The organism is Ruegeria sp. AB9 (assembly GCF_056542585.1).
Window position 1 is genome coordinate 34,973 of the sequence record NZ_JBQGAA010000010.1, and the last position, 21,044, is coordinate 56,016.

The following is a 21,044-nucleotide window of genomic DNA, read 5'->3' on the forward strand; positions in this document are numbered from 1 at the left end:
CTCGGCTAGGATTAATTTGATCAAATTTGGTGACACATGAAAATCGGTATTCTACAAACCGGCCACACCCCGGATGTGCTGCAGGACGAATTCGGGGATTATGACGAACTGTTTCCTGCACTATTAGGTGGCAACGGGTTCGACTTCGTGACCTTCGCCGTCGTGGATGGCGCTTTCCCCAATGGTGCAGATGATGCGGACGGATGGGTCATTACCGGCTCGCGCCACGGGGTTTACGAAGACCTCCCCTGGATCGCGCCTTTGGAAGCGCTGGTGCGAGAGATCCAGCAAAGCAGAAAACCAATGATCGGCGTTTGCTTTGGCCATCAGATCATTGCGCAGGCACTGGGTGGCAAGGTCGAGAAGTTCTCGAAGGGATGGGCCGTCGGTCGCACTGAATACGACTATGACGGAAACAAGATCTGGCTGAATGCCTGGCATCAGGATCAGGTTGTTGAACTACCAAAAGAGGCGCGGGTTCTGGGTCAGAGTGCATTCTGCGAAAACGCGATGCTGTCCTATGGAGACACGATCTGGACGGTTCAGGCGCATCCCGAGTTTTCCAATGGCTTTGTCTCGGGCCTGATGCGCACGCGGGGCAAAGGCGTCGTGCCCGAAGACCTGATGAACGCGGCCGCAAATCGCGAAACCGCGCCTGACGACAATGCCAAGATCGCGCGCCACATGGCCGAGTTTTTAAAGAAAGAGAGAGCCTGATGGCTGATTGGACTGACAAGCTACCGGAAGCCGCCAAAGCATACTTCCATGGGCAGCGACTGGACGAAGTTGAATGCATCATTTCAGACCTGCCGGGCATTGCGCGCGGTAAGGCGGTTCCCGCCACGAAATTCGCAAAGCAATCCTATTTCCACCTGCCCGACAGCATCTTCTACCAGACCATCACAGGGGGCTGGGGTGAAGCAGCAGGTGATGACGGTTTCATCGAAAAAGACATGATCCTGAAGCCCGACTTTTCGACCACCTCCGCCGCGCCGTGGACCGGAGACTGGACGCTGCAGGTGATCCACGATGCTTACGACCGGGATGACAATCCGATCCCGTACAGCCCGCGCAACGTCCTGAAGCGCGTTGTGCAGCTTTATCACGACAAAGGTTGGAAGCCGGTTGTTGCGCCAGAGATGGAGTTCTTTCTGGTCGCGCCCAACGTAGACCCCGCTCAGGGCATTAAGCCTATGATGGGTCGTTCGGGTCGCCCGGCGGCCGCGCGGCAAGCCTATTCGATGACGGCAGTGGACGAGTTTGGTCCGGTGATCGACGACATCTATGATTTCGCCGAACATCAGGGGTTCGAGATCGACGGCATCACACAGGAAGGCGGCGCGGGGCAGTTGGAAATCAACCTGCGCCACGGCAACCCGGTGAAACTGGCAGATGAAGTATTCTATTTCAAACGCCTGATCCGCGAAGCTGCGTTACGGCACAACTGCTTTGCCACCTTTATGGCCAAACCGATCGAGGAAGAACCCGGTTCGGCCATGCACATCCATCACTCGATTATCGACATGGAAACCGGTCAGAATATCTTCTCTGGCCCACAAGGCGGTGAGACAGATGCGTTTTATCACTTCATCGCCGGCTTGCAGAACCATCTGCCCGCCGGTCTGGCGGTGATGGCGCCTTACGTGAACTCGTACCGCCGGTATGTGAAAGACCATGCCGCGCCGATCAATCTGGAATGGGCGCGCGACAACCGCACAACCGGTATCCGTGTACCATTGTCCGGCCCCGAAGCACGGCGTATCGAAAACCGCATCGCCGGGATGGACTGCAACCCGTATCTGGGCATCGCATTGTCACTGGCCTGCGGCTATCTGGGATTGATTCAGCAAGAGCGTCCGCGACGTCAATTCTATGGCGACGCTTATGAGGGCGAAGGTGATATCCCACAGGTAATGGGAGAGGCGCTGGATCTGTTCGACGGGGCCACTGCCCTGCATGAGATTCTGGGCCCCGAATTTGCCCGCGTTTATGGCATCGTGAAGCGGGCCGAGTACGAAGAGTTCCTGCAGGTTATCTCTCCGTGGGAACGCGAGCATCTTCTGATCAACGTCTGAGACACACCGTGAACCTGCTACACTCCAATGATCGCAAAGGCGAATACCCTGCCAGCTGGTATGCCGAAACGGCAATCCCGATGGATCGTTTTCCTGCTCTGTCAGAAGACATTAAGACGGATGTGTGTGTTGTAGGCGGCGGCTATACCGGGCTGTCTGCGGCATTGCATCTGGCCGAAGCGGGGTTCGATGTCGTGCTGCTTGAAGCCCACAGAGTGGGCTTTGGTGCGTCGGGTCGCAACGGCGGCCAATTGGGCAGCGCACAACGGATGGATCAGGAAGATCTCGAACGTCTTGTTGGCGATGCGGACGCTGCCAAGCTGTGGAATTTGGCCGAAGACGCCAAGGATCTGGTCAAATCCCTGATCTCGAAACATCAGATCGCGTGTGATCTGAAACCCGGCGTCGCGGTTCTGGGCCTCAGCAAATCAGAGCAGAAAGAGTTGCACGACCACGCGGGCCATCTATCCGAGCGGTATGGCTATGACCAGATCGATTTGTTGGACGAAAACGCGGGTCACGCGCTTTGCCCATCGCCCGCTTATAAGGGGGGATATCTCGACATGGGTGCGGCACATCTGCACCCCCTGAATTTTGCGTTGGGATTGGCGCAAACAGCGATCAAAGCGGGCGTCCGTATCTATGAAAGCACCGAAGTCACAGGGATTGATGAAGCCCAGCCTGCCGTGATCCAAACCGCCAAAGGCAACGTTCGGGCCGAGCATGTCATTCTGGCCTGCAACGGTTATCTGGGCAATCTCAACCGTTCTGTCGCGGCCAGGGTTATGCCTATCAACAATTTCATCGCGGCCACCGAACCCCTTGGCGCGGACGCAGCGCGGGTTTTGACAAGGGATGTGGCAGTTGCGGATACGAAATTCGTAGTGAACTACTTTCGCCTCAGTGCCGATGGTCGCCTCTTGTTCGGGGGCGGAGAAAGCTACGGCTACCGCTTTCCGTCGGATATCGCCGCAAAGGTCCGCAAACCCATGACCGAGATTTTTCCGCATCTGCGCGATGTGAAAATCGATCATGCATGGGGTGGAACTTTGGCCATCACCATGCGACGGATGCCCTATCTGGCCCGCGTTGCACCCAATATCCTGTCGGCTTCGGGCTATTCCGGCCACGGTGTCGGCACCGCGACTCATGCCGGGCAGCTTATGGCCATGGCCATTCAGGGTCAGGCCGAAGGGTTCGACACAATGGCGCGTGTCCCCGCCATGCCTTTCCCCGGTGGCCCTGCCCTCCGCAATCCGCTGCTGGTGCTGGCCATGACGTGGTTCGCGCTGCGGGACCGGCTTGGGATTTGATCCACTTAATCTTCGGCAGATTGGTGAATTTTCGCCACCCCGGCGATTGAGGGCTTGGAATGGCTGCCAATTACCTTTATCTTTCCCAAAGATAGAATTCGGGAAATCCAAATATGACGCTTCCACCAAACGTTCATGCCGCCGAACCCATCCCTACAGCCGCAAAAGAAGCCATCGACGCCCTGATGCTGTCGGGCGACCTGTTCCGCTATACTGCGCCACAAGACGCCCCCGTGGCCTTGCTGGAAGCCGAGTTCGCAGAATTGCTGGGTACGAAATATGCTCTTGCAGTATCGTCCTGTTCGGCCGCGCTGTTTTTGTCGCTCAAAGCTCTGGGCCTGCCCCGCGACGCGCGTATCCTGATCCCGGGTTTCACCTTCGCTGCCGTGCCATCGTCAATCGTCCACGCCGATTGCATTCCGGTTCTGTGCGAAGTGGGCGAAAACTATCGCATTGACATGGCCGATTTCGAGGCCAAGCTGGACGACGTTCAGGCGGTGATCATCAGCCACATGCGTGGGCATACCTCGGATATGGACGCGATCATGGCGTTGTGCGACGCACGTGACATTCCGGTGATCGAAGACGCCGCGCATTCGCTGGGCACCACATGGCATGGCCGCAACATCGGCACGATCGGCAAGGTCGGCTGTTTCTCGTTCCAATCCTACAAGATGATCAACGCGGGCGAAGGCGGCATCCTGATCACGAACGATGCCGATCTGGTCGCGCGCGCCGTCATCATGTCGGGCGCGTATGAACATAACTGGAAAAAACACAAAGGTCCGCAAGGCGACAACTCGCCCGAGCTGGAAGAGGCCTTTGCCCGCTGGCAGAACAAGATGCCGCTGTACAATCTGCGTCTGAGCAACCTCAGCGCCGCCGTGATCCGTCCGCAAATTCCGGAACTGGCGCGCCGCGTCCGCGATGGTCTGGCGAACCACGATTATGTGGCCGGTCGCCTGAACACTTCACCGTATATCGACGTTCCTGCCCCGCTGGCACCCGAGCAGCGTGCGCCGGATTCCATCCAATTTAATCTGGTCGGAATGCAGGAAAACGAAATCCGCGCCTTTGCCGAAGCATCCGAGGCACGCGGTGTCAAAGTTCAGGTTTTTGGTCTAAGCGAAGACAACGCCCGCGCCTTCTGGAACTGGCAGTTCCTGCCGGAGATTTTCGACCTGCCTCTGACGCGCGATATGCTGATGAAGGCATGTGATGTTCGCCTGCCCGTGCGCCTGACCCGCGAAGAGCTGGACGTGATTGCAGACATCCTGCTGGCTTCGGTTGGCGAAGTAACCGGCCCGATGCCGGTTTATGGCACTTAGAACAACAGCTCCTTAAACAAGAAAGGCCCGCGCAGAGCGGGCCTTTTTTCTTTGTCCGGATCAGATCAGTTCAGCTTGGACAGTTTTTTCTGCAGCTCCGCCAGCTGCTTTTTGATGTCGTCCAGATCTTCTTTAGGTTCAGACTTTTCCTCTTCCTTGTCCGGACCGGACCAGCCGCTGGACAGCCCTCCTGTCATCGCTTTCAGGAAAGCCTGTTGCTGCGCCTGCAATGCGTCGAAGCCCGGCATCTGGGACATCGGATTCATGGCGTTCATGTTTTCCATCATCTTGCTTTGGCTTTCGCGCAGCATTTCGAACGAGCTTTGCAGGAATTGAGGCATCATACCCCCGCCCGGCAGCATGTAACTGCGCACCAGATCGTTCAATACATTCACCGGCAGCACGTTCTCGCCGCGGCTTTCATGTTCAGCAATGATTTGCAGAAGATATTGGCGCGTCAGGTCGTCGCCGGTTTTCAGATCGATAATCTGCACTTCGCGCCCGTCACGGATGAACCCCGCGATATCTTCGAGCGTCACGTAATCGCTGGTCTCGGTGTTATACAGCCGACGGCTGGCATAGCGCTTGATCAGCAGCGGTTTTTCTTGGTCCGACACCGGGTTCCCTCCCCAAGGATGATGCGTTGCAGCACAGGTTATGCGAGTGCAGCACAAAAAGAAAGGGCAGGTCAATGGACCTGCCCAACGCGATTGCACCTAATGGGAGGGTTGGGTGCGCTTCGCGGACGTTTCTTACTTTGCAGTTGCAGCTTTCTTAGCCGCAGTAGTGACCTCGTTGGTCGCTTTTTTGACGGCAGCAGTTGCTTCTTCTGCAGCGTCTTTGCCAGCAGCCATCAGCAGCTCAACGGTTTCGGTCTGAACTTTTTTCGCGATCTCAGCGAAAGCAGCCATGTTTTCAGCAGCAACTTCAGCAGACGCGCTTGCGAAGTCGGTTGCGGCTTTTGCGTAGTCAGCAGGCTCTGCCTTGGCTTTCGACATCTCGCTCAGCTTGGCCAGAGTGTCCTTGGTCCATTTGTTCGAGATCTCGGCCGATTTCTCAGCAGCTTCCAGAGCAACGCCCGACAGTTTCTCGTTCAGCGAAGCGGTCGATTTGAATGCGCCTTCCATTGCGGTGGTGTCCACCGGGAACGCACCCATCATGTCTTTCATGATCGCGGTAAAGTCTTGGGTCTTTGCCATTGTCCTAATCCTTTTAGCCTGTCCGGGCCCACCCCGGGTTTCATCAGCTTGAGGACAATATGATTGCTGCATCGCAGCATTACAAGTTTTTTCTTGCTGCGATGCAGAATATTTTAAGTTTCAAAATGAAATCAGCCGTTTGGCTCGGCCACAACATAAGTCCCGGGTGCGTGTGCCAGGCTCGGATGCTTCGAATCGCCCGGTTCGCGAGCCGGGACTTGCTTACCAGACCGTTTTTTCAACCAAGCGTCCCACATGGGCCACCACGACCCCTCGTGAAAATCGGCTTCTTTCAGCCAGGTGCTGGCGTCCGGTTTCAGATCCGGGTTGGTGTAATGGCCATACTTTTTCTTGCTGGGTGGGTTCACGATCCCCGCAATATGCCCCGACTCCGAAACCACGAAAGTTTTTGACCGCGAGCCCATTTTCTGCACGCCACGGTAACAGTCTTTCCATGCCGCAATATGGTCGGTTTCGCAGGTGATGGCCATCAGTGGCACATCCACATCGTCGAGTGTCAGCTTATGCCCCATCAACTCGAAGCCATCGGTGGCGAATTCGTTGCGCTGGCAGAGACCACGCAAATACTCCACCGCCATTTTCGCAGGCAGGTTTGCGCCATCGCCGTTCCAATAGAGCAAATCAAAGGCCGGAGGCACTTCCCCCATCATGTAGCTGCGAATGGCCGGACCATATATCAGGTCGCGCGATCGCAGGAACGACATCGTGCGCGCCATGATCCAGGATCGCAGAACACCTTCCTTGTTCACTTCTTCTTCGATCCCGTCGATGAAGTCGTTTTGCAAGAATGGCGTGAACTCACCCTGATCGGAAAAGTCCGTCAGTGCCGTGAACAGCGTCGCCGATTTGACCGACTTGTCGCCACGTTGTTTCAGCAATGACAAGGTCAGGCTCAGGGTCGTGCCAGCGATGCAATAGCCCACTGCGTTGACCTGTTTGACCTTGCAGATCTTCTTCGCCGTCTCGATTGCGGTCAGGAACCCGTCCTGAATGTAATCTTCCATGCCAGTTTCGGCATAGCTTTCATCCGGGTTCACCCAGCTCACAACGAACAGGGTATAGCCCTGCTCGGTGATCCATTTGATCATGCTGTTCTGAGCTTTCAGATCTAAAATATAGAACTTGTTGATCCAGGGCGGGAACAGAACGATGGGTGTTTCATAAACCGTTTCAGTCGCCGGTTTGTATTGAATCAACTCCATCATTCGGTTGCGATACACAACCTCACCCGGCGAGGTCGCCAGATTTCCGCCAACTTTGAACGCACTTTCATCGGCCAGTTTGACGACCAACTCACCATCATTAGCCTCAAGATCTGAAACCAGATTCTCCAGCCCCTTGATCAGGGATTGACCTTCGGTCTCAACCGCTTTTTGCAGGGCGTCCGGGTTGGTTGCCAGAAAATTCGTCGGTGCCATCATGTCGATGATCTGCTGCGAGAAATACTGCAGGCGTCGTTTGTCCTTGGCATCCAGATCATCCACCGACGAGACAGCCTGCGCAATCGCTTCTGCATTTGTCTGGTATTGCTGGCGGATCAGGCGAAAATACGGGTTTGTTTCCCAAAGAGGGTTGGAAAACCGCTTGTCACTCGACTTGGGCTCTTCGTCCTCCGCTTCGCCCGTTGTCAGCGCTTGCTGCGCTTCGGCAAAGTTCAGAACCGACTTTCCCCAGAATTCTATTTGTTGCTCCAATAGTTTGGCAGGATTTTGCCAAGCCTCGGCCCAATACGCCGTTGCTGCTCGTGCGAAAAGCTCTTGATTCGGGCCATCCAGCGCGGGGGTATGCGACTTTTTTGACGCCATAATTTCGATCAGACGCTTCGAGAGCTGTTCGACCTTTTCCATATTTTCTTTAATGCGTTCAATATGTTCTTCGGACACGTCCGGCATTTGGTCTTCACTTGTTGTCATTTTAACAATTCCCCCCTAACCTCGCTGCCATGCAGAATAACGTCGTGGGTGCTGGGGGGCAAAGCGACGAATGGTCCGAACTCTCAGGATGACACTCAGGAGGCCCCATTTATGCGCTACATGATGACCTACGACCTTATGGAAACCATGCGCAATACCAACCAATGGCTTGGTGCAACCGCCAGCGCGATGGCATCTTATCCGATGTTTTCCATGGTGCCCAACCCTGCGTTCAACTGGATGGCTGCCTGGGGTGAAGTCACCGAGCGGACCTTCCAGCGAATGGTTGTCAAACCGGACTGGGGCATTCGAACCTTTACCTGCGAAGACGGAAAAGACCATCTGGTCGAGATCACGACGGTTCTGGAGCGCCCCTTTGGCGATCTTGTTCATTTCCGCGTCAATGGTCGGGAAGAGCAACCGCGCAAGGTCCTGCTGGTTGCGCCCATGTCCGGGCACTATGCCACTCTGCTGCGCTCGACCGTCAAAAGTCTGCTGGTCAATTGCGAAGTTTACATCACCGATTGGCATAACGCGCGCGATATTCCTGTGTCTGCAGGCAAGTTCGATGTCGAAGATTACACACTCTACCTTGTAGATTTTATGAAAGAACTGGGGCCGGACACACATGTCGTTGCAGTTTGCCAGCCTGCCCCGCTGACATTGGCCGCCACCGCCTATCTGGCCGAAGTGGAACCCAAAGCCCAACCCAGCACTCTGACCCTGATTGGCGGACCGGTTGACCCGGACGCAACGCCAACTGACGTCACCGACTTTGGGCGACGTGTCACGATGGGTCAGTTGGAAGAGACCATGATTCAACGGGTCGGCTTCAAGTACAAAGGCGTCGGGCGTATGGTTTACCCCGGCCTGCTGCAACTGGCCTCGTTCATGTCGATGAATGCGGATCGCCATTCCAAGGCGTTTTCGGATCAGATTCAGCGCGTTATCCGCGACGAAGCCTCGGATCTGGATGCGCACAACCGTTTCTACGATGAATACCTTGCTGTCATGGACATGACGGCCGAATTCTATTTGTCGACGGTCGAACGCGTCTTTAAGAATCGCGAGATCGCGCGCAACGAATTTGTTGTCGCGGGCCACAAGGTGGATATCGGCAAGATCACGGATGTTGCGGTGAAATCGGTCGAAGGTGCGAATGACGACATCTCGGCCCCCGGGCAGTGCATAGCCGCATTGGACCTGTGTACCGGCTTGCCGGATAGTAAGAAAGCCAGCCACGTGGAACCTGGCGCAGGCCATTATGGCATCTTCGCGGGCCGTAGCTGGCGCGACAACATTCGCCCGCTTGTGATTGATTTCATGAACGAAAACAGCCGCAAGAAACGCCGCCGCGCTGCAAACACAAACAAAGTCGCCTGATGAGCAAGGGCGGGCCCGTACGTGATGGCCTCGCTTTTTCCTGCAATTGCGGGCAATTGACGGGACATATCTCGGAACGGAGTGTTCGGCTTGGAACGCATGTCGAGTGCTTTTGTCATGATTGCCGTGCTGCTCAGCTGTATTTCGGGCAACCAGATCCGGCCCCCGGGCCCGTTGACGTTTTTCAGATGGCGCCGGATGAAATTGAAATCAATTCCGGCGGCCAGTTTCTTTCGGCTATGAAGCTCAGCCCAAAGGGCATGCTGCGATGGTACGCAAGCTGCTGCGACGCCCCGCTGGCGACCACACCTCCAACAGCGAACCTTCCGTTTGCCGGTTTTATTGTCGGTAGGATTACCGGCGATGTTTCGGCATTGGGGCCGGTCACAACACGTGGGTTTGTCCCTCGACCCAATGGCAAACAAAAACACGAAAAGGTCAGGTTTGCGGCATTCGGCCTTTTGCGCCGCGCCTTGGGATCACGCCTGTCAGGACGGTGGAAGAACACACCGTTTTTTGACCATGAGACCGGCGAGCCTTCGGTGACACCGAATGTGATTACGAAACACGAACGCGCGACACTTTACCCTTAACCGAACCGTTGCGGGACATTCAGCCAGGTTTCCAGGGATTTGTTCACGGTATCGGGCGCTTCAAGTGTTAGTAGATGCCCGGCATTTTCAACGACCTCCAGCTCTGCCCCCGGTATCAGGTCAGATATGAAGGCATGCCGTTTGACGGGGGTAAGCGTGTCATGCACACCGCACATGACCAAAGTGGGGGCTTTAATGCGGCGCAACGTTCCCTGTTGGTCAGGGCGGCGTTGCAGGGCGCGCATTTGACGTACGAATGTCTCAGCGCCCAGATCATTCGCCATTGTAAAAAGGTCATTCAGGATAGGGATTCGCTTTGGTCCCGGCGCCAACGTGTCGGTCCCAACCATTTGGCGGACGACCTCTTCCAGCCGACCACCCTTGGCACCAATGATCATATCCTCGCGACTGGCGGCGATCTGAGGTGTATCGGCCTGTGCGTCTGTCGACATTAGGCACAGTCGCGACACCCGTTCCGGCGCCCGCCGGATCAACTCCAACGCCACAACACCACCCATGCTCAACCCGGCCAGCGCAAACCGATGTGGAAGGTGATCCAACAGCCCCGAGGCGATTTCCTCGATACGTTCACCTCCGGATACAGGCGCAACGGTGACAGGCCGGGCCCGTGACAGCACCTCGATTTGAGGTCGAAACAGTCGGGCATCACACATCAATCCCGGCAACAACACCAGCGGCTCGATCACGCGGGGGCCTCCATCTGCTCGGCTTTCCGAGTCCTTTCAGTTGTTTTCAGGATGAAAGTTATGCCGCAGCCGGGCAAGGAAAACTTCATGGGTAGGCGATTGATCGAAATGCCGGGAAATCGGCGTAGCGAGCTTGCCGGGCCGTAAGATCTTCACCCGGTTCAGAGCCGGGCTTCAACAGACATCCACGCGGAGCAATGTAGCTGTCGATCCGGCGATGCGGCCTGGGCCGCCACACCAGATTGAACGCACAGAGTTTTGGGAAAAACCAGATCTCGGAGTAATCCAGATGATCGTGCATCCACCACGCCAGATCCCGCCAATCCCTGCCTTGCGCATATTGATCCGCGAACCACGGGATAACAATGGATGCCCCGGCAATCCGTGCGTCGCCTTCCCCACGGTCCCAGATATGGCACTCTAATGGGTTGTCGTTTCGGGCGCAGTTCAGTTTGTTTTCATTCCCAAACTGGTTCAAGGACGGTGAGCGATAGCCCGATCGCACTGCAATCCGGCCAAATGTCTCCTCCAAAGGATCAAGAAGCGTTTCGCAAAACGCACGACCTGTTTCGATCGCCAGATCCGGGTTGTCCGGAATATTCTGTTTTTCATGAAAGTTACCGATTTCCGAGTACAGAAAATCGCGCATGAAGAAGTGCCGGGACAGGCGGACACGACCCAAGGTCTCAAGGCTCCACATGCTGCCCGGCTTACGCATTTTTCATCCTCGCCATTGGTTGGGATTCATTCTACCCCCAAACTTTTCAGCCAATCCAATATGCCTGCAACGGCAGCGTCGGTCTGCCCCGGTGACATCAGCCGCCCTGCAATAACATGCGATGCGGGATCATCCTCAGGACCCATCGTGACCAACTCAACAGTTGCCGGAGCGCCCCAAGCCTCAGCGACCTTGTGGGTCCGGTCCGGGCGCACAACCTGATCGTCATCCGAGAACCAGAACAGTGCAGGTACACGTGCATCAGAGAAGTCCAGCGCATAGACGGCATCAACCAAAACGGACATCGGCACGACCGCTTCCCACGGATAGATTGCGGACCAATACTTGTTTTTCTCCGGATCCGGTCCTGACACATCACGCTCTGACCCCATTAGGATCGGCAACCAATTCCTCGCCCAAGGCAGAGAAGGCACCCATGCCGCGACGGTGTTTACGCCGAAATTCGGAGAAACAAAGACCATACCGAACACATCCTCGCTGAGATCGGCATCCAACGCGGCAGCGGCAGCCAAGGTCCCCCCAGTCGAGGTGGAAATCACGATCACCTTGTCCCCAACCGCGCGCGCCGCCGCTAACCCTTCGGCGGTGTCGTCCATCCAACCCGAAGCTGTACCTTCCGCCATTGCCGGTCCACCCCGACCATGGCCCTGCAACCGCGTGTAAACCAGATTAGCCCCCAACGCGTCCGCCACCAGATCCGGCACTGGCCGGATTTCCTCGGAACTTGCTGAAAAGCCGTGGATATAAAGAACAGAATACGGCGTGCGCTGTTCTTTGAACCCATCTTGCCAGATCACACGCTTTTCGACGTCCGGAACGATGTCGTCAAAGGCAGACTCGGTACTTTCAAAATAAACCTGAACACCTTCGCCAAATTTGCGCGAGTCAAAACTCGGGTGCAGATTCACGTCTTCACGTGGGCCAAACCAGTAGACAAGGCCGCCGAGGACGATCAACGCCAGAAGAATCCGCCCCAGAATCCATCCAAACCGCTGCATCAGGCTTCTCCCAACACGTCCAGAACCGCCGTCTCGATCAAGCCCAGGCACGTCTCGTCCGAGAACCTATGGTCGGCATTCTTGACCAAAAGCAGCCGCATATCTGAACCTGTAGCATGTTCCAGCAGACGCACAGCTGTTTCGGTCGAAACGGCCGTGTCTGCCGTGCCTTGCAGGAAACGAACGGGGAAAGGCAGATTCAACGCCTCTCGCAGAACCAAATTCTGACGTCCGTCTTCGATCATACGCTTGGTAATTACGTAGGGCTCCATATAGTCAGACGGCAGCTCGACATGGCCGACGGTGTCCAGCGCAGTTTTTTGATCGTCGCTGAATGACGCCCAATAACCGTCTTCCGTAAAATCCGGAGCGGCAGCGATCGTGACCATGCCCGCAATCCGTTCCGGCATGGACCGGGCCAACAATAAGGCTTGCCAACCTCCCATTGAGGACCCGACAACAATCAAGGGGCCTTCCGTCAATGCACTTACCGCGGCCAATGTGTCCTGATGCCAATCTCCAATGCAGCCATCTGTGAACGCGCCCGAGCTCTCACCGTGGCCAGAATAATCGAACCGCAGAAACGATTGAGCTCGCGCCTGCGCCCAGGCTTCCAGACGCACGGCCTTGGTACCTTCCATGTCCGATTTGAGCCCACCCAGAAAAACTATGGTCGGTCCTGACCCTTCGCTTTTGTGATACGCCAGTCGCCGCCCCTGCGCCGTTTCCAAAAAATCCGTCGCCGCCATGAAATCCTCTTTCTCTTTGGGCAACATCATGCACGGTAGCAGTTCGGTCGCAATTCCTGAATTCGAGTTCTCGCAACGTCAGCGAAAGCCCCTCTCGACACTTGACAGAAATTGCTGCACCTGCCACATCAGCCGAACACACATAACCCGCAACCGGGCGTTCAGTGGGCGCCAAACCGACGAGGAGAGCCGATATGGCCCTGGACTCACAGTCAGTCTCCCTTACTTTTCCCGATGGCAATTCCCGATCCTTTGACGCAGGTATTACGCCCGCTCAGGTCGCTGCCGATATCTCAACCTCACTGGCCAAAAAGGCCATCTCGGCCACTGTGAACGGACAGCATTGGGACCTTCAATGGCCCATCGATTCCGACGCTCAGATTGCCATCCACACCATGAAGGACGAAGAGCAGGCCAATGAGCTGATCCGTCACGATCTGGCCCACATCATGGCCCGTGCAGTTCAGGAAATCTGGCCCGACACCAAAGTCACAATCGGCCCCGTCATTGATAACGGCTGGTACTATGACTTCGACCGCGCCGAGCCGTTCACGCCCGAAGACCTCGGGCTGATCGAGAAAAAGATGAAGGAAATCATCAACAAGCGCGACGCCGTGACCACCGAAGTCTGGGATCGCCAGCGTGCGATCGATTTCTATACCGCCAATGACGAGCCCTATAAGGTCGAGCTGATCGAGGCCATTCCCGGCGACGAACCGTTGCGGATGTACTGGCATGGCGACTGGCAGGACCTGTGCCGAGGCCCGCACTTGCAGCACACCGGTCAGGTACCCGGAGATGCGTTCAAACTGATGTCCATCGCAGGTGCCTATTGGCGCGGCGACAGTGACCGCGCCATGCTGCAGCGTATCTATGGCGTGGCCTTCACCGGCAAGGAAAAGCTGAAAGCCCACCTGCACATGCTGGAAGAGGCGGCCAAACGCGACCACCGCAAGCTGGGCCGCGAGATGAACCTGTTCCACATGCAGGAGGAAGCCCCGGGTCAGATCTTCTGGCACCCTAACGGCTGGACCATCTACACTCAGCTGCAGGACTACATGCGCAGGCAGCAGCGCAAGGGTGGTTATGTCGAGGTAAACACGCCGCAGGTCGTCGACCGCAAACTGTGGGAGGCTTCGGGCCACTGGGACAAGTATCAGGAAAACATGTTTATCGTCGAAGTGGACGAAGAACATGCCCGCGAGAAAGCGATCAACGCGCTCAAGCCGATGAACTGCCCGTGCCACGTGCAGATCTTCAATCAGGGCCTCAAATCCTATCGTGACTTGCCTCTGCGTATGGCCGAGTTCGGCTCGTGCAATCGATACGAACCCTCAGGCGCATTGCATGGAATCATGCGGGTGCGCGGTTTCACGCAGGATGACGGGCACATTTTCTGCACCGAAGAGCAGATCGAATCCGAGACTGCCGAGTTCATCCGCTTCCTGTCAGAAATCTACAAGGATCTGGGTTTCGAGAAGTTCTCGGTCAAATTCTCCGACCGCCCCGAGAAACGCTCCGGTTCGGATGAGGTTTGGGATAAGGCAGAGACCGCGCTTCTCAGCGCCACGCGCGCCGCAGGAATTGAGCCCGAACTGAACCCCGGTGAGGGTGCATTTTATGGACCCAAACTGGAATTCGTCCTGACCGACGCCATCGGACGTGACTGGCAATGTGGTACGCATCAGGTGGACTTCGTCCTGCCTGAACGTCTGGACGCCACCTATATCGGTGCCGACGGCGGTAAGCACCGCCCTGTGATGCTGCATCGCGCCACACTGGGATCTTTCGAACGCTTTATCGGTATTCTGATCGAAGAACACGCAGGCAAGCTGCCTTTCTGGCTGGCCCCGCGTCAGGTCGTGGTCGCGTCCATTACGTCCGAGGCGGATGACTATGTTGCCGAGGTGGTCGAAACCCTGCGCGCTGCCGGTGTGCGGGCCGAAGCCGACATTCGCAACGAAAAGATCAACTACAAGGTTCGCGAACATTCGGTCGGCAAAGTCCCGGTGATTCTGGCCGTCGGACATCGCGAAGTCGACGAGCGCACTGTCAGTGTCAGGCGTCTGGGTGAAAAACAGACGCAGGTTCAACCGCTTGACGTTGTAACAAATGAGCTGTCGCAGGCGGCCACCCCACCGGATCTGCTGTAACATTCGGCAGTATATCGCTGGAAATCTGGCCCCCGGAATGGGGCCAGATTGAAACATTTCATCCTTTATTCATCAAAAACAGTATATTACGCTGCAAGAGGGCACGCCGCCCCCTGACGTGCTTGTGAGACACGGGCTCGTGAATTCAACTCTGTCCACCAAGCTACTACCTTTGTCATTGTCACAAGCAGACATACCCAGTCATCAAGAGGATTACCGAGATGTCGAACACAGCCAAGTCCCTGGTTATCGCAACCGCAGTCGCAGCCGCCGTATCGGGTGCCGCAACCACAGCAACCGCTCAGGCAAAAGAAAAGTGCTATGGCGTATCGCTGGCCGGTCAGAATGACTGCGCCGCAGGCCCCGGCACCACTTGCGCGGGCACCTCGACCGTCGATTATCAGGGCAACGCATGGACCCTGGTTGACGCAGGTACCTGCGCGGATATCGAACTGCCCGCACAGGCAGACGGCACTCCACGCAAAGGCTCGCTGGAAGCTCAGGATCGCGACCTGCCGGCATAAGAACGGCCTAACGAGTTCAAGGGGGCGGGCACCATCGCCCGCCCCTTCCCTTTCGTGATCAAGGAACTGGCCCATGTTGGATGATGCCCACCGGTCAAATCGCCTGCCCGCAGCGCCAGGTGTTGGATACAAACCGCAACACTTTGCTCAGATACTTGAACACGCACAGCCTGTTGCATGGCTGGAAATCCATGCCGAGAACTATATGGGCGACGGCGGCCGGCCTTTGGCGCAGTTGCGCCACCTTTCCGAACAATTCCCGATCTCGGTCCACGGCGTTGGCTTGTCCATTGGTGGCGAAGGCGCGCTGGACCCCGATCATTTGGCCCGGTTGAAACGTCTGGTCGGCTGGCTGGAGCCCGCCAGCTTTTCCGAGCATCTGGCCTGGTCCACCCATGACACCCATTTCTACAACGACCTGCTGCCCCTGCCCTATACCGACGCAACCCTGACGCGTGTATGCGAGCATATCGATCAGGTACAGGACACTGTCGGGCGGCAGATGCTTCTGGAAAACCCTTCAAGCTACTTGGCATTTGAAGAAAGCACGTGGTCCGAGCCCGATTTTCTGCGTGAAATTGCGCGCCGTACCGGTTGTGGTCTCTTGCTGGATGTGAACAACGTGTTTGTTTCGGCCACCAATCTGGACTTTTCACCTCAGGGCTATATCGATGCCTACCCGTTGGAGAAAGTGGGCGAAATTCATCTTGGCGGCCATGATGAAGACGAAGACGACCACGGCTGTCCTCTGCTGATCGACAGCCACGGGCGCGAAGTCGTCGATCCGGTCTGGGCCCTGTTGGATTACGTGCTGGAACGTTCGGGGCCGAAGCCCGTCCTGATCGAATGGGACACGGACGTCCCCGACTGGCCCGTTTTGCGAGAAGAGGCCGTTCGTGCGCAGGCGGCACTGGAACGGATTCCGGCATGAGTGTATCGCAATCCGAATTTCGCGCGGCCATGATGGATGCCTCGGCACCTGTCCCCGAGGGTTTGCTGGACGCTGAGGCGCAACCAGCCGGTCGTCGTTTCAGCGTTTATCGCAACAATGTCGCGGTTTCTTTGACCGAGGCCATGCATCAGGCATTTCCGGTCATCACCAAGTTGCTGGGGGCACAGAATATGGACGGGCTGGCCGGGATATTTTTGCGTCAGCACCCGCCATCCTCACCATTGATGATGTACTACGGTGAAGCGTTTCCCGAATTTCTGGCTGGAATGCAGCAGCTTTCGCATCTTGGTTACCTGCCGGATGTGGCGCGGCTGGAACTTGCCCTGCGCAACTCTTACCACGCGGCCGACAGTCAGCCTGCTCCGGCGGACGCCTTGGCAGTAGACCCCGAGCAAGTCATGCAGGCCAGGCTACGCTTCGCCCCGGCTATGCAGGTGATCCGGTCGGACTGGCCCGTTCACGCGATTTGGCGCTTTAACACCGAAGCAGGTGCGCCAAAACCGGATGCGCGCGCCGAGGATGTGCTGATCACGCGCCCGGAATTCGATCCCATTCCCCAACTGCTGCCCGCTGGCGGAGCCGACTGGATCGCCCATATGCAAAGTGGCGACATGATCGGCGAAGCGTTTGAGAAAACCGCGGCGGAACTGCCGGAATTCGACCTTGGAACCACTCTGGCACTGCTTCTGCAGGGCGGTGCAATAACTTCTGTGACTATCGAAAGGCTGGAGACATGACTGCCCTGATCTCACTTCACAACAACGTTCTGGGAAAGGTGGACCTTGCGTCCAACTGGCTGACCCCCACGCTGGCGCGGCTGGTCTTTATCGCGGTCCTTCTGGTCTATTACTGGAACTCAGCCATGCTGAAGATCGACGGCTCGATCTTTTCACCGTCCAGCGGAGCCTTCGGTCAGATTTTCCCTAAAGCGGCTGAAGCAGTGCTGTGGGATGTCTCGCAGATGACATTCTTCCAGCGCATCGTCATCTTCTTCGGAACGGTCGCCGAATTCGTCCTGCCTGCATTGCTGCTGGTTGGCTTGTTCACACGTCTGGCCGCTCTGGCCATGATCGGCTTCATCTGGGTACAGACTCTGGTCGATGTTACTGGCCACGGCGTGAAACTGGGCAGCCTGTTCGACGCAGCGCCATCCATTATGGATCAGCGCACAATGTGGACATTCCTGATGCTGGTGATCGTGATCAACGGTGCAGGCCCGATCTCACTCGATCGGATCCTGCGCCTGAAATAACCTAGAAATGCGCTTTGGGCTGGTCCGGTTTACCTGCCGCCAGCCCAAGCACCCCGGCAACTGCGGCAAACGCAATCGGGAACATGGTGAACACACCAAATCCAAATGCATAATACATTGCCCCCGCCGAAATCAGCAGCAAGACACCGGCGATAAAAGCCCGCGCAGGCGCCATAGCCCCCCCGGCAATGGCCAACAAAGGCGCAATGATTGAAACGGCTTGAATCAGATCAGGGTTGTCGACCTGACTTAGAACTCCGTCTATCTCACCGACGTGATCTATCACGACCACCTTCGCATATCCGAAAAACCCGACGATCATACCGATCAGCCCGGCAATAACGCCCAAAATCATGGCGGCATTACGCATTGAACAACCTCGCTTTTACATGCAGGCACATAAGCATCCGCTCAGGAAATACCAAGCCGCGCTTTTGTTTCAGCCGACCAGCCGAGAAGCAGGTTCCCATCTTTCTCGATCAACGGCCGCTTCATAAGAGTCGGATGCACTTTCAGAAGCTCCAGGGGTGCCGTCGCGCGCTGGTTGTCATCCAATCCGCGCCATGTTGTCGACCTTGTATTGAGCAAAGCATCGCCGAACTCGGCAAAAGCCTGCGATAGCACAGATTCCGGCACGCCATCACTGCGGACATCGACAAACTTTGCGTCTGGCAACAATTTCAATGCCTTGCGACAAGTGTCACAGTTCTTTAACCCATAAAGGTACATGTCATTTCTGCTCCTGCATTTGATTGCTTTTTAGGCAAACTTGCCAGTTTCCGGCGGTTATTCTTGATTTTTTACTTCACCGTGCAATGTTGAAAAAGGTGAAACATGTAAATTGGACTGTTCAATAAGAGCGAAACAGTCGGGTTTGCGATGTCGCTCACCACAGCCCCCACCAATTTGTGGGACAATGCGTAAGTAGAAGGAGACACGGGACATGCCAACCGGCACCGTGAAATGGTTCAATACCACCAAAGGCTATGGATTTATTGCCCCTGACGAAGGGGGCAAAGATGTGTTTGTACATATCTCGGCCGTAGAACGGTCCGGCCTGACCGGACTCGCAGACAATCAAAAGGTCTCATACGAGTTGCAGGACGGACGCGACGGTCGCCAAATGGCTGCTGATTTGAAGCCGTTGTAACGACACGCCCGCCAAACGCGGGATGATGAATTAAGGAGGACGGCCAATTTCCGGCCGTCACCCACCCCCCACCGGTCTTGTTCCATTATCCTCGCGCGGGTTTTGCGTCTGCGTGATTGTGCCAATGTTCGCCCATTGCCACGATGCAGGATGTGCCGGTCGCATAGCTCACAACCATGGTCCAATCGCCGTGCTGGTTTGTCCAGACTTCCATGATCTGCTCTGGCCCACGCACGCCCGTCGCCACACGTTCTGCCCCGAATTGCCGTTCAAGTTTCTGATGCAATCGAGGCGTTGGCTCACACAAAATCTCCGCAATGGGCGACTTAGCCTGCGCAGGGGATGCAAGCCCAGAAATTAAATATAGTATCGCAAGCTTCGAAAGATCAGCCATGGAACCAATGTAACGGCTCCACGATAATGTGTATAGACAAAAGCTATGCGATTCCAACTCCTACTTCCGGATAATCTCTTCGAAAGCGCGCCATTCCCGGGCCGTCATTCCCGAGCTTTCTTGCGTAACTGCTTCACCCGCCAGCATGTTTCGAAGGCTTTCGACCATCTGAGCGGATAAGTTGACCGCACCCAGCCGGTCGTCTTCGTAAGCTTTGTAAGCAAACGGCACCCAATCGGCGAAGATCTTGCACATCGCATCAGCGTAGACGCGGATTTCGTACTGCGTATGAGGGTCAGCGCGCGGTCGCAGGAAGTGGAACAGGTTGTGCAGATCCACCTTTTAGGTACTCTTCGATTTTTTCCAATTATTGACCCGTAGTTTCTGTCACCTACACTCGTGAAATCAGATTCAGAAACCGATCATGTCCTCGGTTTTCACCCTCGAGATTTTGCTCCGCACAAATATGTGCGAGCGTCTCCCCCACCGACATCTGAAAGATCGTTTGTTGCACCAACATATGCCTGCAAGATATCTGATGAAATCATGCTCGCGTCCAAAGATGTCATAGTGGCGCTGGCCGAAGGTTTTCTTCCAAATGTCCTCAGGGCATCGGACAAAACGCGCCAACTCACTGTCGGCAGCAAATAGATGGAGCAATAATAATAGGCTACAAAGCTCACAGCGTTAAGACACTGGAAGTATATCACACTGCACTTTTGCACTTAATCGCTTGGTCAAAATGCGAGGAAACGAAGAGCAAAACCCAGAGCGCTTCAGCTATTCGAACATACGACAATATCGTGACGCATCTGAAAACCTCTACGGGTCTCTGGAAGAACATGAATCCGACATGATGGACAAACGGAAGCCCGATCTTCGCTGCGTCAACCCGCGCATAATCAAAACTAGAATTTGGCTTCCGAACGCATTTCTTGCGTTTTGCGTGGCACGGGGAATACGAAAGAAGTACTCTTGCACCATATCAAGCTACTGACAACAATTCCTAGTTCGACCGCGACGAACTACGTAAACGGTTGGAAAAAACATAAAAATTCCTGAAATCGAGGTATTTGCCGATTTCGTGCGTGACCAAAGCACACCACGCAACAGGATCGCAACCGGACTAATGTTGTTTGGTGGCTTGCGCGTGGGAGACTTGTTGTGCTTGCGCCTTTCGGACGTACCAAAGTTCCTCGATCTTGAACGGGTCGGGACTTATTGCGTCACACTCTTGGTTTATGGTGACCCAGCCCCCAACTTGGGCCGTTAAGGTGTAGAATCCGTTCCCGATCACCGCCTAGTGCGGGTGGATTTCCCGGATCTGTATTTGTCTTGTCGATTTCCTGACGGATGGAGTTGTATCTCAGGCCACCTTGGGTATCGCCTGCGTGGCGCAAGTTGTTCGCACCATATGTACCATCTGCGATCCAGTAAGCTGCCAGAACACCAAACCATTTATGACGAACTTCGACGTTACCCGCGGCACCCAAAGGTCCGGGCAAAGCGGTATCTTGTTCGATCCCTACGTGTTTGGCATCCAAAACGATCCCCAAATACCCCTCCACGCCTCATACCGACCTGCTGCCGCGAAATCGAGT

At 55.8% G+C, this 21,044-nt stretch carries 23 protein-coding genes and 1 pseudogene; 12 read left to right on the forward strand and 12 right to left on the reverse strand.

Going from position 1 to position 21,044, the window contains the following annotated elements; translation table 11 throughout:
• Window positions 1–36 precede the first annotated feature (36 nt).
• From ACR0K5_RS17790 to ACR0K5_RS17805, 4 genes are all read left to right on the forward strand, one after another.
• Entirely contained in the window at window positions 37–717 is a 681-nt protein-coding gene (locus ACR0K5_RS17790) for a type 1 glutamine amidotransferase (protein WP_480630990.1), read from the forward strand.
• The gene (locus ACR0K5_RS17795) at window positions 717–2,075 is read left to right on the forward strand and encodes a glutamine synthetase family protein (protein ID WP_480630991.1); all 1,359 of its coding nucleotides are present in this window, start codon (window positions 717–719) and stop codon (window positions 2,073–2,075) included. Before ACR0K5_RS17790 ends, ACR0K5_RS17795 begins: the two co-directional genes overlap by 1 nt.
• An 8-nt stretch (window positions 2,076–2,083) precedes the next feature.
• Window positions 2,084–3,388, forward strand: a complete 1,305-nt coding sequence (locus ACR0K5_RS17800; protein WP_480630992.1) for an NAD(P)/FAD-dependent oxidoreductase — start codon at window positions 2,084–2,086, stop codon at window positions 3,386–3,388.
• A gap of 113 nt (window positions 3,389–3,501) precedes the next feature.
• Window positions 3,502–4,716 carry a DegT/DnrJ/EryC1/StrS family aminotransferase gene (locus ACR0K5_RS17805; RefSeq protein ID WP_480630993.1) on the forward strand — a complete coding sequence of 405 codons (1,215 nt, stop codon included), beginning with the start codon at window positions 3,502–3,504 and terminating at the stop codon, window positions 4,714–4,716.
• 65 nt (window positions 4,717–4,781) lie between these two features.
• On the opposite strand, the gene phaR is transcribed toward ACR0K5_RS17805, so the two are convergent.
• The 3 genes from phaR to ACR0K5_RS17820 form a co-directional block, all read right to left on the reverse strand.
• Window positions 4,782–5,333 (reverse strand): polyhydroxyalkanoate synthesis repressor PhaR, encoded by a 552-nt coding sequence (gene phaR / locus ACR0K5_RS17810; protein ID WP_480630994.1) that lies wholly within the window; start codon window positions 5,331–5,333, stop codon window positions 4,782–4,784.
• A 135-nt stretch (window positions 5,334–5,468) separates the two neighbouring features.
• A complete protein-coding gene (locus ACR0K5_RS17815) occupies window positions 5,469–5,915 on the reverse strand; it encodes a phasin family protein (RefSeq protein ID WP_480630995.1) in 447 nt (148 codons plus the stop codon).
• 131 nt (window positions 5,916–6,046) lie between these two features.
• On the reverse strand, window positions 6,047–7,849 hold the full coding sequence (locus ACR0K5_RS17820) for a PHA/PHB synthase family protein (RefSeq protein WP_480630996.1): 1,803 nt from the start codon (window positions 7,847–7,849) through the stop codon (window positions 6,047–6,049).
• 111 nt (window positions 7,850–7,960) lie between these two features.
• Here ACR0K5_RS17820 and phaZ point away from each other — a divergent pair, with 111 nt between their 5' ends.
• Both phaZ and ACR0K5_RS17830 read left to right on the forward strand, forming a co-directional pair.
• Entirely contained in the window at window positions 7,961–9,232 is a 1,272-nt protein-coding gene (phaZ, locus tag ACR0K5_RS17825; protein ID WP_480630997.1) for a polyhydroxyalkanoate depolymerase, read from the forward strand.
• Entirely contained in the window at window positions 9,232–9,825 is a 594-nt protein-coding gene (locus ACR0K5_RS17830; RefSeq protein WP_480630998.1) for a DUF6151 family protein, read from the forward strand. The genes phaZ and ACR0K5_RS17830 overlap by 1 nt, the downstream gene beginning before the upstream one ends.
• Here the strand turns inward: ACR0K5_RS17830 and ACR0K5_RS17835 are convergent.
• From ACR0K5_RS17835 to ACR0K5_RS17850, 4 genes are all read right to left on the reverse strand, one after another.
• Window positions 9,822–10,532, reverse strand: a complete 711-nt coding sequence (locus ACR0K5_RS17835; RefSeq protein ID WP_480630999.1) for an alpha/beta fold hydrolase — start codon at window positions 10,530–10,532, stop codon at window positions 9,822–9,824. The two genes, ACR0K5_RS17830 and ACR0K5_RS17835, sit on opposite strands and share 4 nt — an antisense overlap.
• Before the next feature lie 85 nt (window positions 10,533–10,617).
• Window positions 10,618–11,232 carry a hypothetical protein gene (locus ACR0K5_RS17840; RefSeq protein ID WP_480631101.1) on the reverse strand — a complete coding sequence of 205 codons (615 nt, stop codon included), beginning with the start codon at window positions 11,230–11,232 and terminating at the stop codon, window positions 10,618–10,620.
• 44 nt (window positions 11,233–11,276) lie between these two features.
• Entirely contained in the window at window positions 11,277–12,269 is a 993-nt protein-coding gene (locus ACR0K5_RS17845; protein ID WP_480631000.1) for an alpha/beta hydrolase, read from the reverse strand.
• A complete protein-coding gene (locus ACR0K5_RS17850; protein WP_480631102.1) occupies window positions 12,269–13,018 on the reverse strand; it encodes an alpha/beta fold hydrolase in 750 nt (249 codons plus the stop codon). Before ACR0K5_RS17850 ends, ACR0K5_RS17845 begins: the two co-directional genes overlap by 1 nt.
• A gap of 194 nt (window positions 13,019–13,212) precedes the next feature.
• Here ACR0K5_RS17850 and thrS point away from each other — a divergent pair, with 194 nt between their 5' ends.
• The 5 genes from thrS (at window position 13,213) to ACR0K5_RS17875 (ending at window position 17,899) form a co-directional block, all read left to right on the forward strand.
• A complete protein-coding gene (gene thrS, locus ACR0K5_RS17855) occupies window positions 13,213–15,171 on the forward strand; it encodes a threonine--tRNA ligase (protein ID WP_480631001.1) in 1,959 nt (652 codons plus the stop codon).
• Between the two features lie 221 nt (window positions 15,172–15,392).
• Entirely contained in the window at window positions 15,393–15,695 is a 303-nt protein-coding gene (locus ACR0K5_RS17860; protein WP_171177392.1) for a BufA1 family periplasmic bufferin-type metallophore, read from the forward strand.
• A 73-nt stretch (window positions 15,696–15,768) separates the two neighbouring features.
• A complete protein-coding gene (gene bufB / locus ACR0K5_RS17865) occupies window positions 15,769–16,626 on the forward strand; it encodes an MNIO family bufferin maturase (RefSeq protein ID WP_480631002.1) in 858 nt (285 codons plus the stop codon).
• Complete coding sequence (locus ACR0K5_RS17870; RefSeq protein ID WP_480631003.1) at window positions 16,623–17,384, forward strand: HvfC/BufC family peptide modification chaperone; 762 nt, start codon at window positions 16,623–16,625, stop codon at window positions 17,382–17,384. The genes bufB and ACR0K5_RS17870 overlap by 4 nt, the downstream gene beginning before the upstream one ends.
• Window positions 17,381–17,899 (forward strand): DoxX family protein, encoded by a 519-nt coding sequence (locus ACR0K5_RS17875; RefSeq protein WP_480631004.1) that lies wholly within the window; start codon window positions 17,381–17,383, stop codon window positions 17,897–17,899. Before ACR0K5_RS17870 ends, ACR0K5_RS17875 begins: the two co-directional genes overlap by 4 nt.
• A gap of 1 nt (window position 17,900) precedes the next feature.
• Here ACR0K5_RS17875 and ACR0K5_RS17880 read toward each other — a convergent pair whose 3' ends face one another.
• Both ACR0K5_RS17880 and ACR0K5_RS17885 read right to left on the reverse strand, forming a co-directional pair.
• Window positions 17,901–18,269, reverse strand: coding sequence for a hypothetical protein (locus tag ACR0K5_RS17880; RefSeq protein WP_480631005.1), 369 nt, complete (start codon window positions 18,267–18,269; stop codon window positions 17,901–17,903).
• Window positions 18,270–18,310: 41 nt separating this feature from the next.
• Entirely contained in the window at window positions 18,311–18,628 is a 318-nt protein-coding gene (locus tag ACR0K5_RS17885; protein ID WP_480631006.1) for an ArsC/Spx/MgsR family protein, read from the reverse strand.
• Between the two features lie 214 nt (window positions 18,629–18,842).
• On the opposite strand from ACR0K5_RS17885, the gene ACR0K5_RS17890 reads away from it, so the two are divergent.
• Window positions 18,843–19,049, forward strand: coding sequence for a cold-shock protein (locus ACR0K5_RS17890; RefSeq protein WP_008758035.1), 207 nt, complete (start codon window positions 18,843–18,845; stop codon window positions 19,047–19,049).
• Between the two features lie 85 nt (window positions 19,050–19,134).
• Here ACR0K5_RS17890 and ACR0K5_RS17895 read toward each other — a convergent pair whose 3' ends face one another.
• The 3 genes and pseudogenes from ACR0K5_RS17895 to ACR0K5_RS17905 all read right to left on the reverse strand — a co-directional run bounded on the left by ACR0K5_RS17895 (window position 19,135) and on the right by ACR0K5_RS17905 (window position 20,999).
• A complete protein-coding gene (locus tag ACR0K5_RS17895; protein WP_480631007.1) occupies window positions 19,135–19,335 on the reverse strand; it encodes a hypothetical protein in 201 nt (66 codons plus the stop codon).
• Window positions 19,336–19,503: 168 nt separating this feature from the next.
• Window positions 19,504–19,785: pseudogene (locus ACR0K5_RS17900) on the reverse strand (FAD-dependent thymidylate synthase); the annotation flags it as partial.
• Window positions 19,786–20,669: 884 nt separating this feature from the next.
• Window positions 20,670–20,999, reverse strand: a complete 330-nt coding sequence (locus ACR0K5_RS17905) for a hypothetical protein (RefSeq protein ID WP_480631008.1) — start codon at window positions 20,997–20,999, stop codon at window positions 20,670–20,672.
• Between the last annotated feature and the right edge of the window lie 45 nt (window positions 21,000–21,044).

Excerpts from the sequence above, each read along its gene's own strand:
- ACR0K5_RS17790 (WP_480630990.1), top strand. The coding sequence starts at position 37 with ATGAAAATCGGTATTCTACAAACCGGCCACACCCCGGATGTGCTGCAG.
- ACR0K5_RS17795 (WP_480630991.1), top strand. The coding sequence starts at position 717 with ATGGCTGATTGGACTGACAAGCTACCGGAAGCCGCCAAAGCATACTTC.
- ACR0K5_RS17805 (WP_480630993.1), top strand. The coding sequence starts at position 3,502 with ATGACGCTTCCACCAAACGTTCATGCCGCCGAACCCATCCCTACAGCC.
- ACR0K5_RS17815 (WP_480630995.1), bottom strand. The coding sequence starts at position 5,915 with ATGGCAAAGACCCAAGACTTTACCGCGATCATGAAAGACATGATGGGT.
- ACR0K5_RS17820 (WP_480630996.1), bottom strand. The coding sequence starts at position 7,849 with ATGACAACAAGTGAAGACCAAATGCCGGACGTGTCCGAAGAACATATT.
- phaZ (WP_480630997.1), top strand. The coding sequence starts at position 7,961 with ATGCGCTACATGATGACCTACGACCTTATGGAAACCATGCGCAATACC.
- ACR0K5_RS17830 (WP_480630998.1), top strand. The coding sequence starts at position 9,232 with ATGAGCAAGGGCGGGCCCGTACGTGATGGCCTCGCTTTTTCCTGCAAT.
- ACR0K5_RS17840 (WP_480631101.1), bottom strand. The coding sequence starts at position 11,232 with ATGTGGAGCCTTGAGACCTTGGGTCGTGTCCGCCTGTCCCGGCACTTC.
- ACR0K5_RS17845 (WP_480631000.1), bottom strand. The coding sequence starts at position 12,269 with ATGCAGCGGTTTGGATGGATTCTGGGGCGGATTCTTCTGGCGTTGATC.
- ACR0K5_RS17850 (WP_480631102.1), bottom strand. The coding sequence starts at position 13,018 with ATGGCGGCGACGGATTTTTTGGAAACGGCGCAGGGGCGGCGACTGGCG.
- thrS (WP_480631001.1), top strand. The coding sequence starts at position 13,213 with ATGGCCCTGGACTCACAGTCAGTCTCCCTTACTTTTCCCGATGGCAAT.
- ACR0K5_RS17860 (WP_171177392.1), top strand. The coding sequence starts at position 15,393 with ATGTCGAACACAGCCAAGTCCCTGGTTATCGCAACCGCAGTCGCAGCC.
- bufB (WP_480631002.1), top strand. The coding sequence starts at position 15,769 with ATGTTGGATGATGCCCACCGGTCAAATCGCCTGCCCGCAGCGCCAGGT.
- ACR0K5_RS17870 (WP_480631003.1), top strand. The coding sequence starts at position 16,623 with ATGAGTGTATCGCAATCCGAATTTCGCGCGGCCATGATGGATGCCTCG.
- ACR0K5_RS17875 (WP_480631004.1), top strand. The coding sequence starts at position 17,381 with ATGACTGCCCTGATCTCACTTCACAACAACGTTCTGGGAAAGGTGGAC.
- ACR0K5_RS17880 (WP_480631005.1), bottom strand. The coding sequence starts at position 18,269 with ATGCGTAATGCCGCCATGATTTTGGGCGTTATTGCCGGGCTGATCGGT.
- ACR0K5_RS17885 (WP_480631006.1), bottom strand. The coding sequence starts at position 18,628 with ATGTACCTTTATGGGTTAAAGAACTGTGACACTTGTCGCAAGGCATTG.
- ACR0K5_RS17890 (WP_008758035.1), top strand. The coding sequence starts at position 18,843 with ATGCCAACCGGCACCGTGAAATGGTTCAATACCACCAAAGGCTATGGA.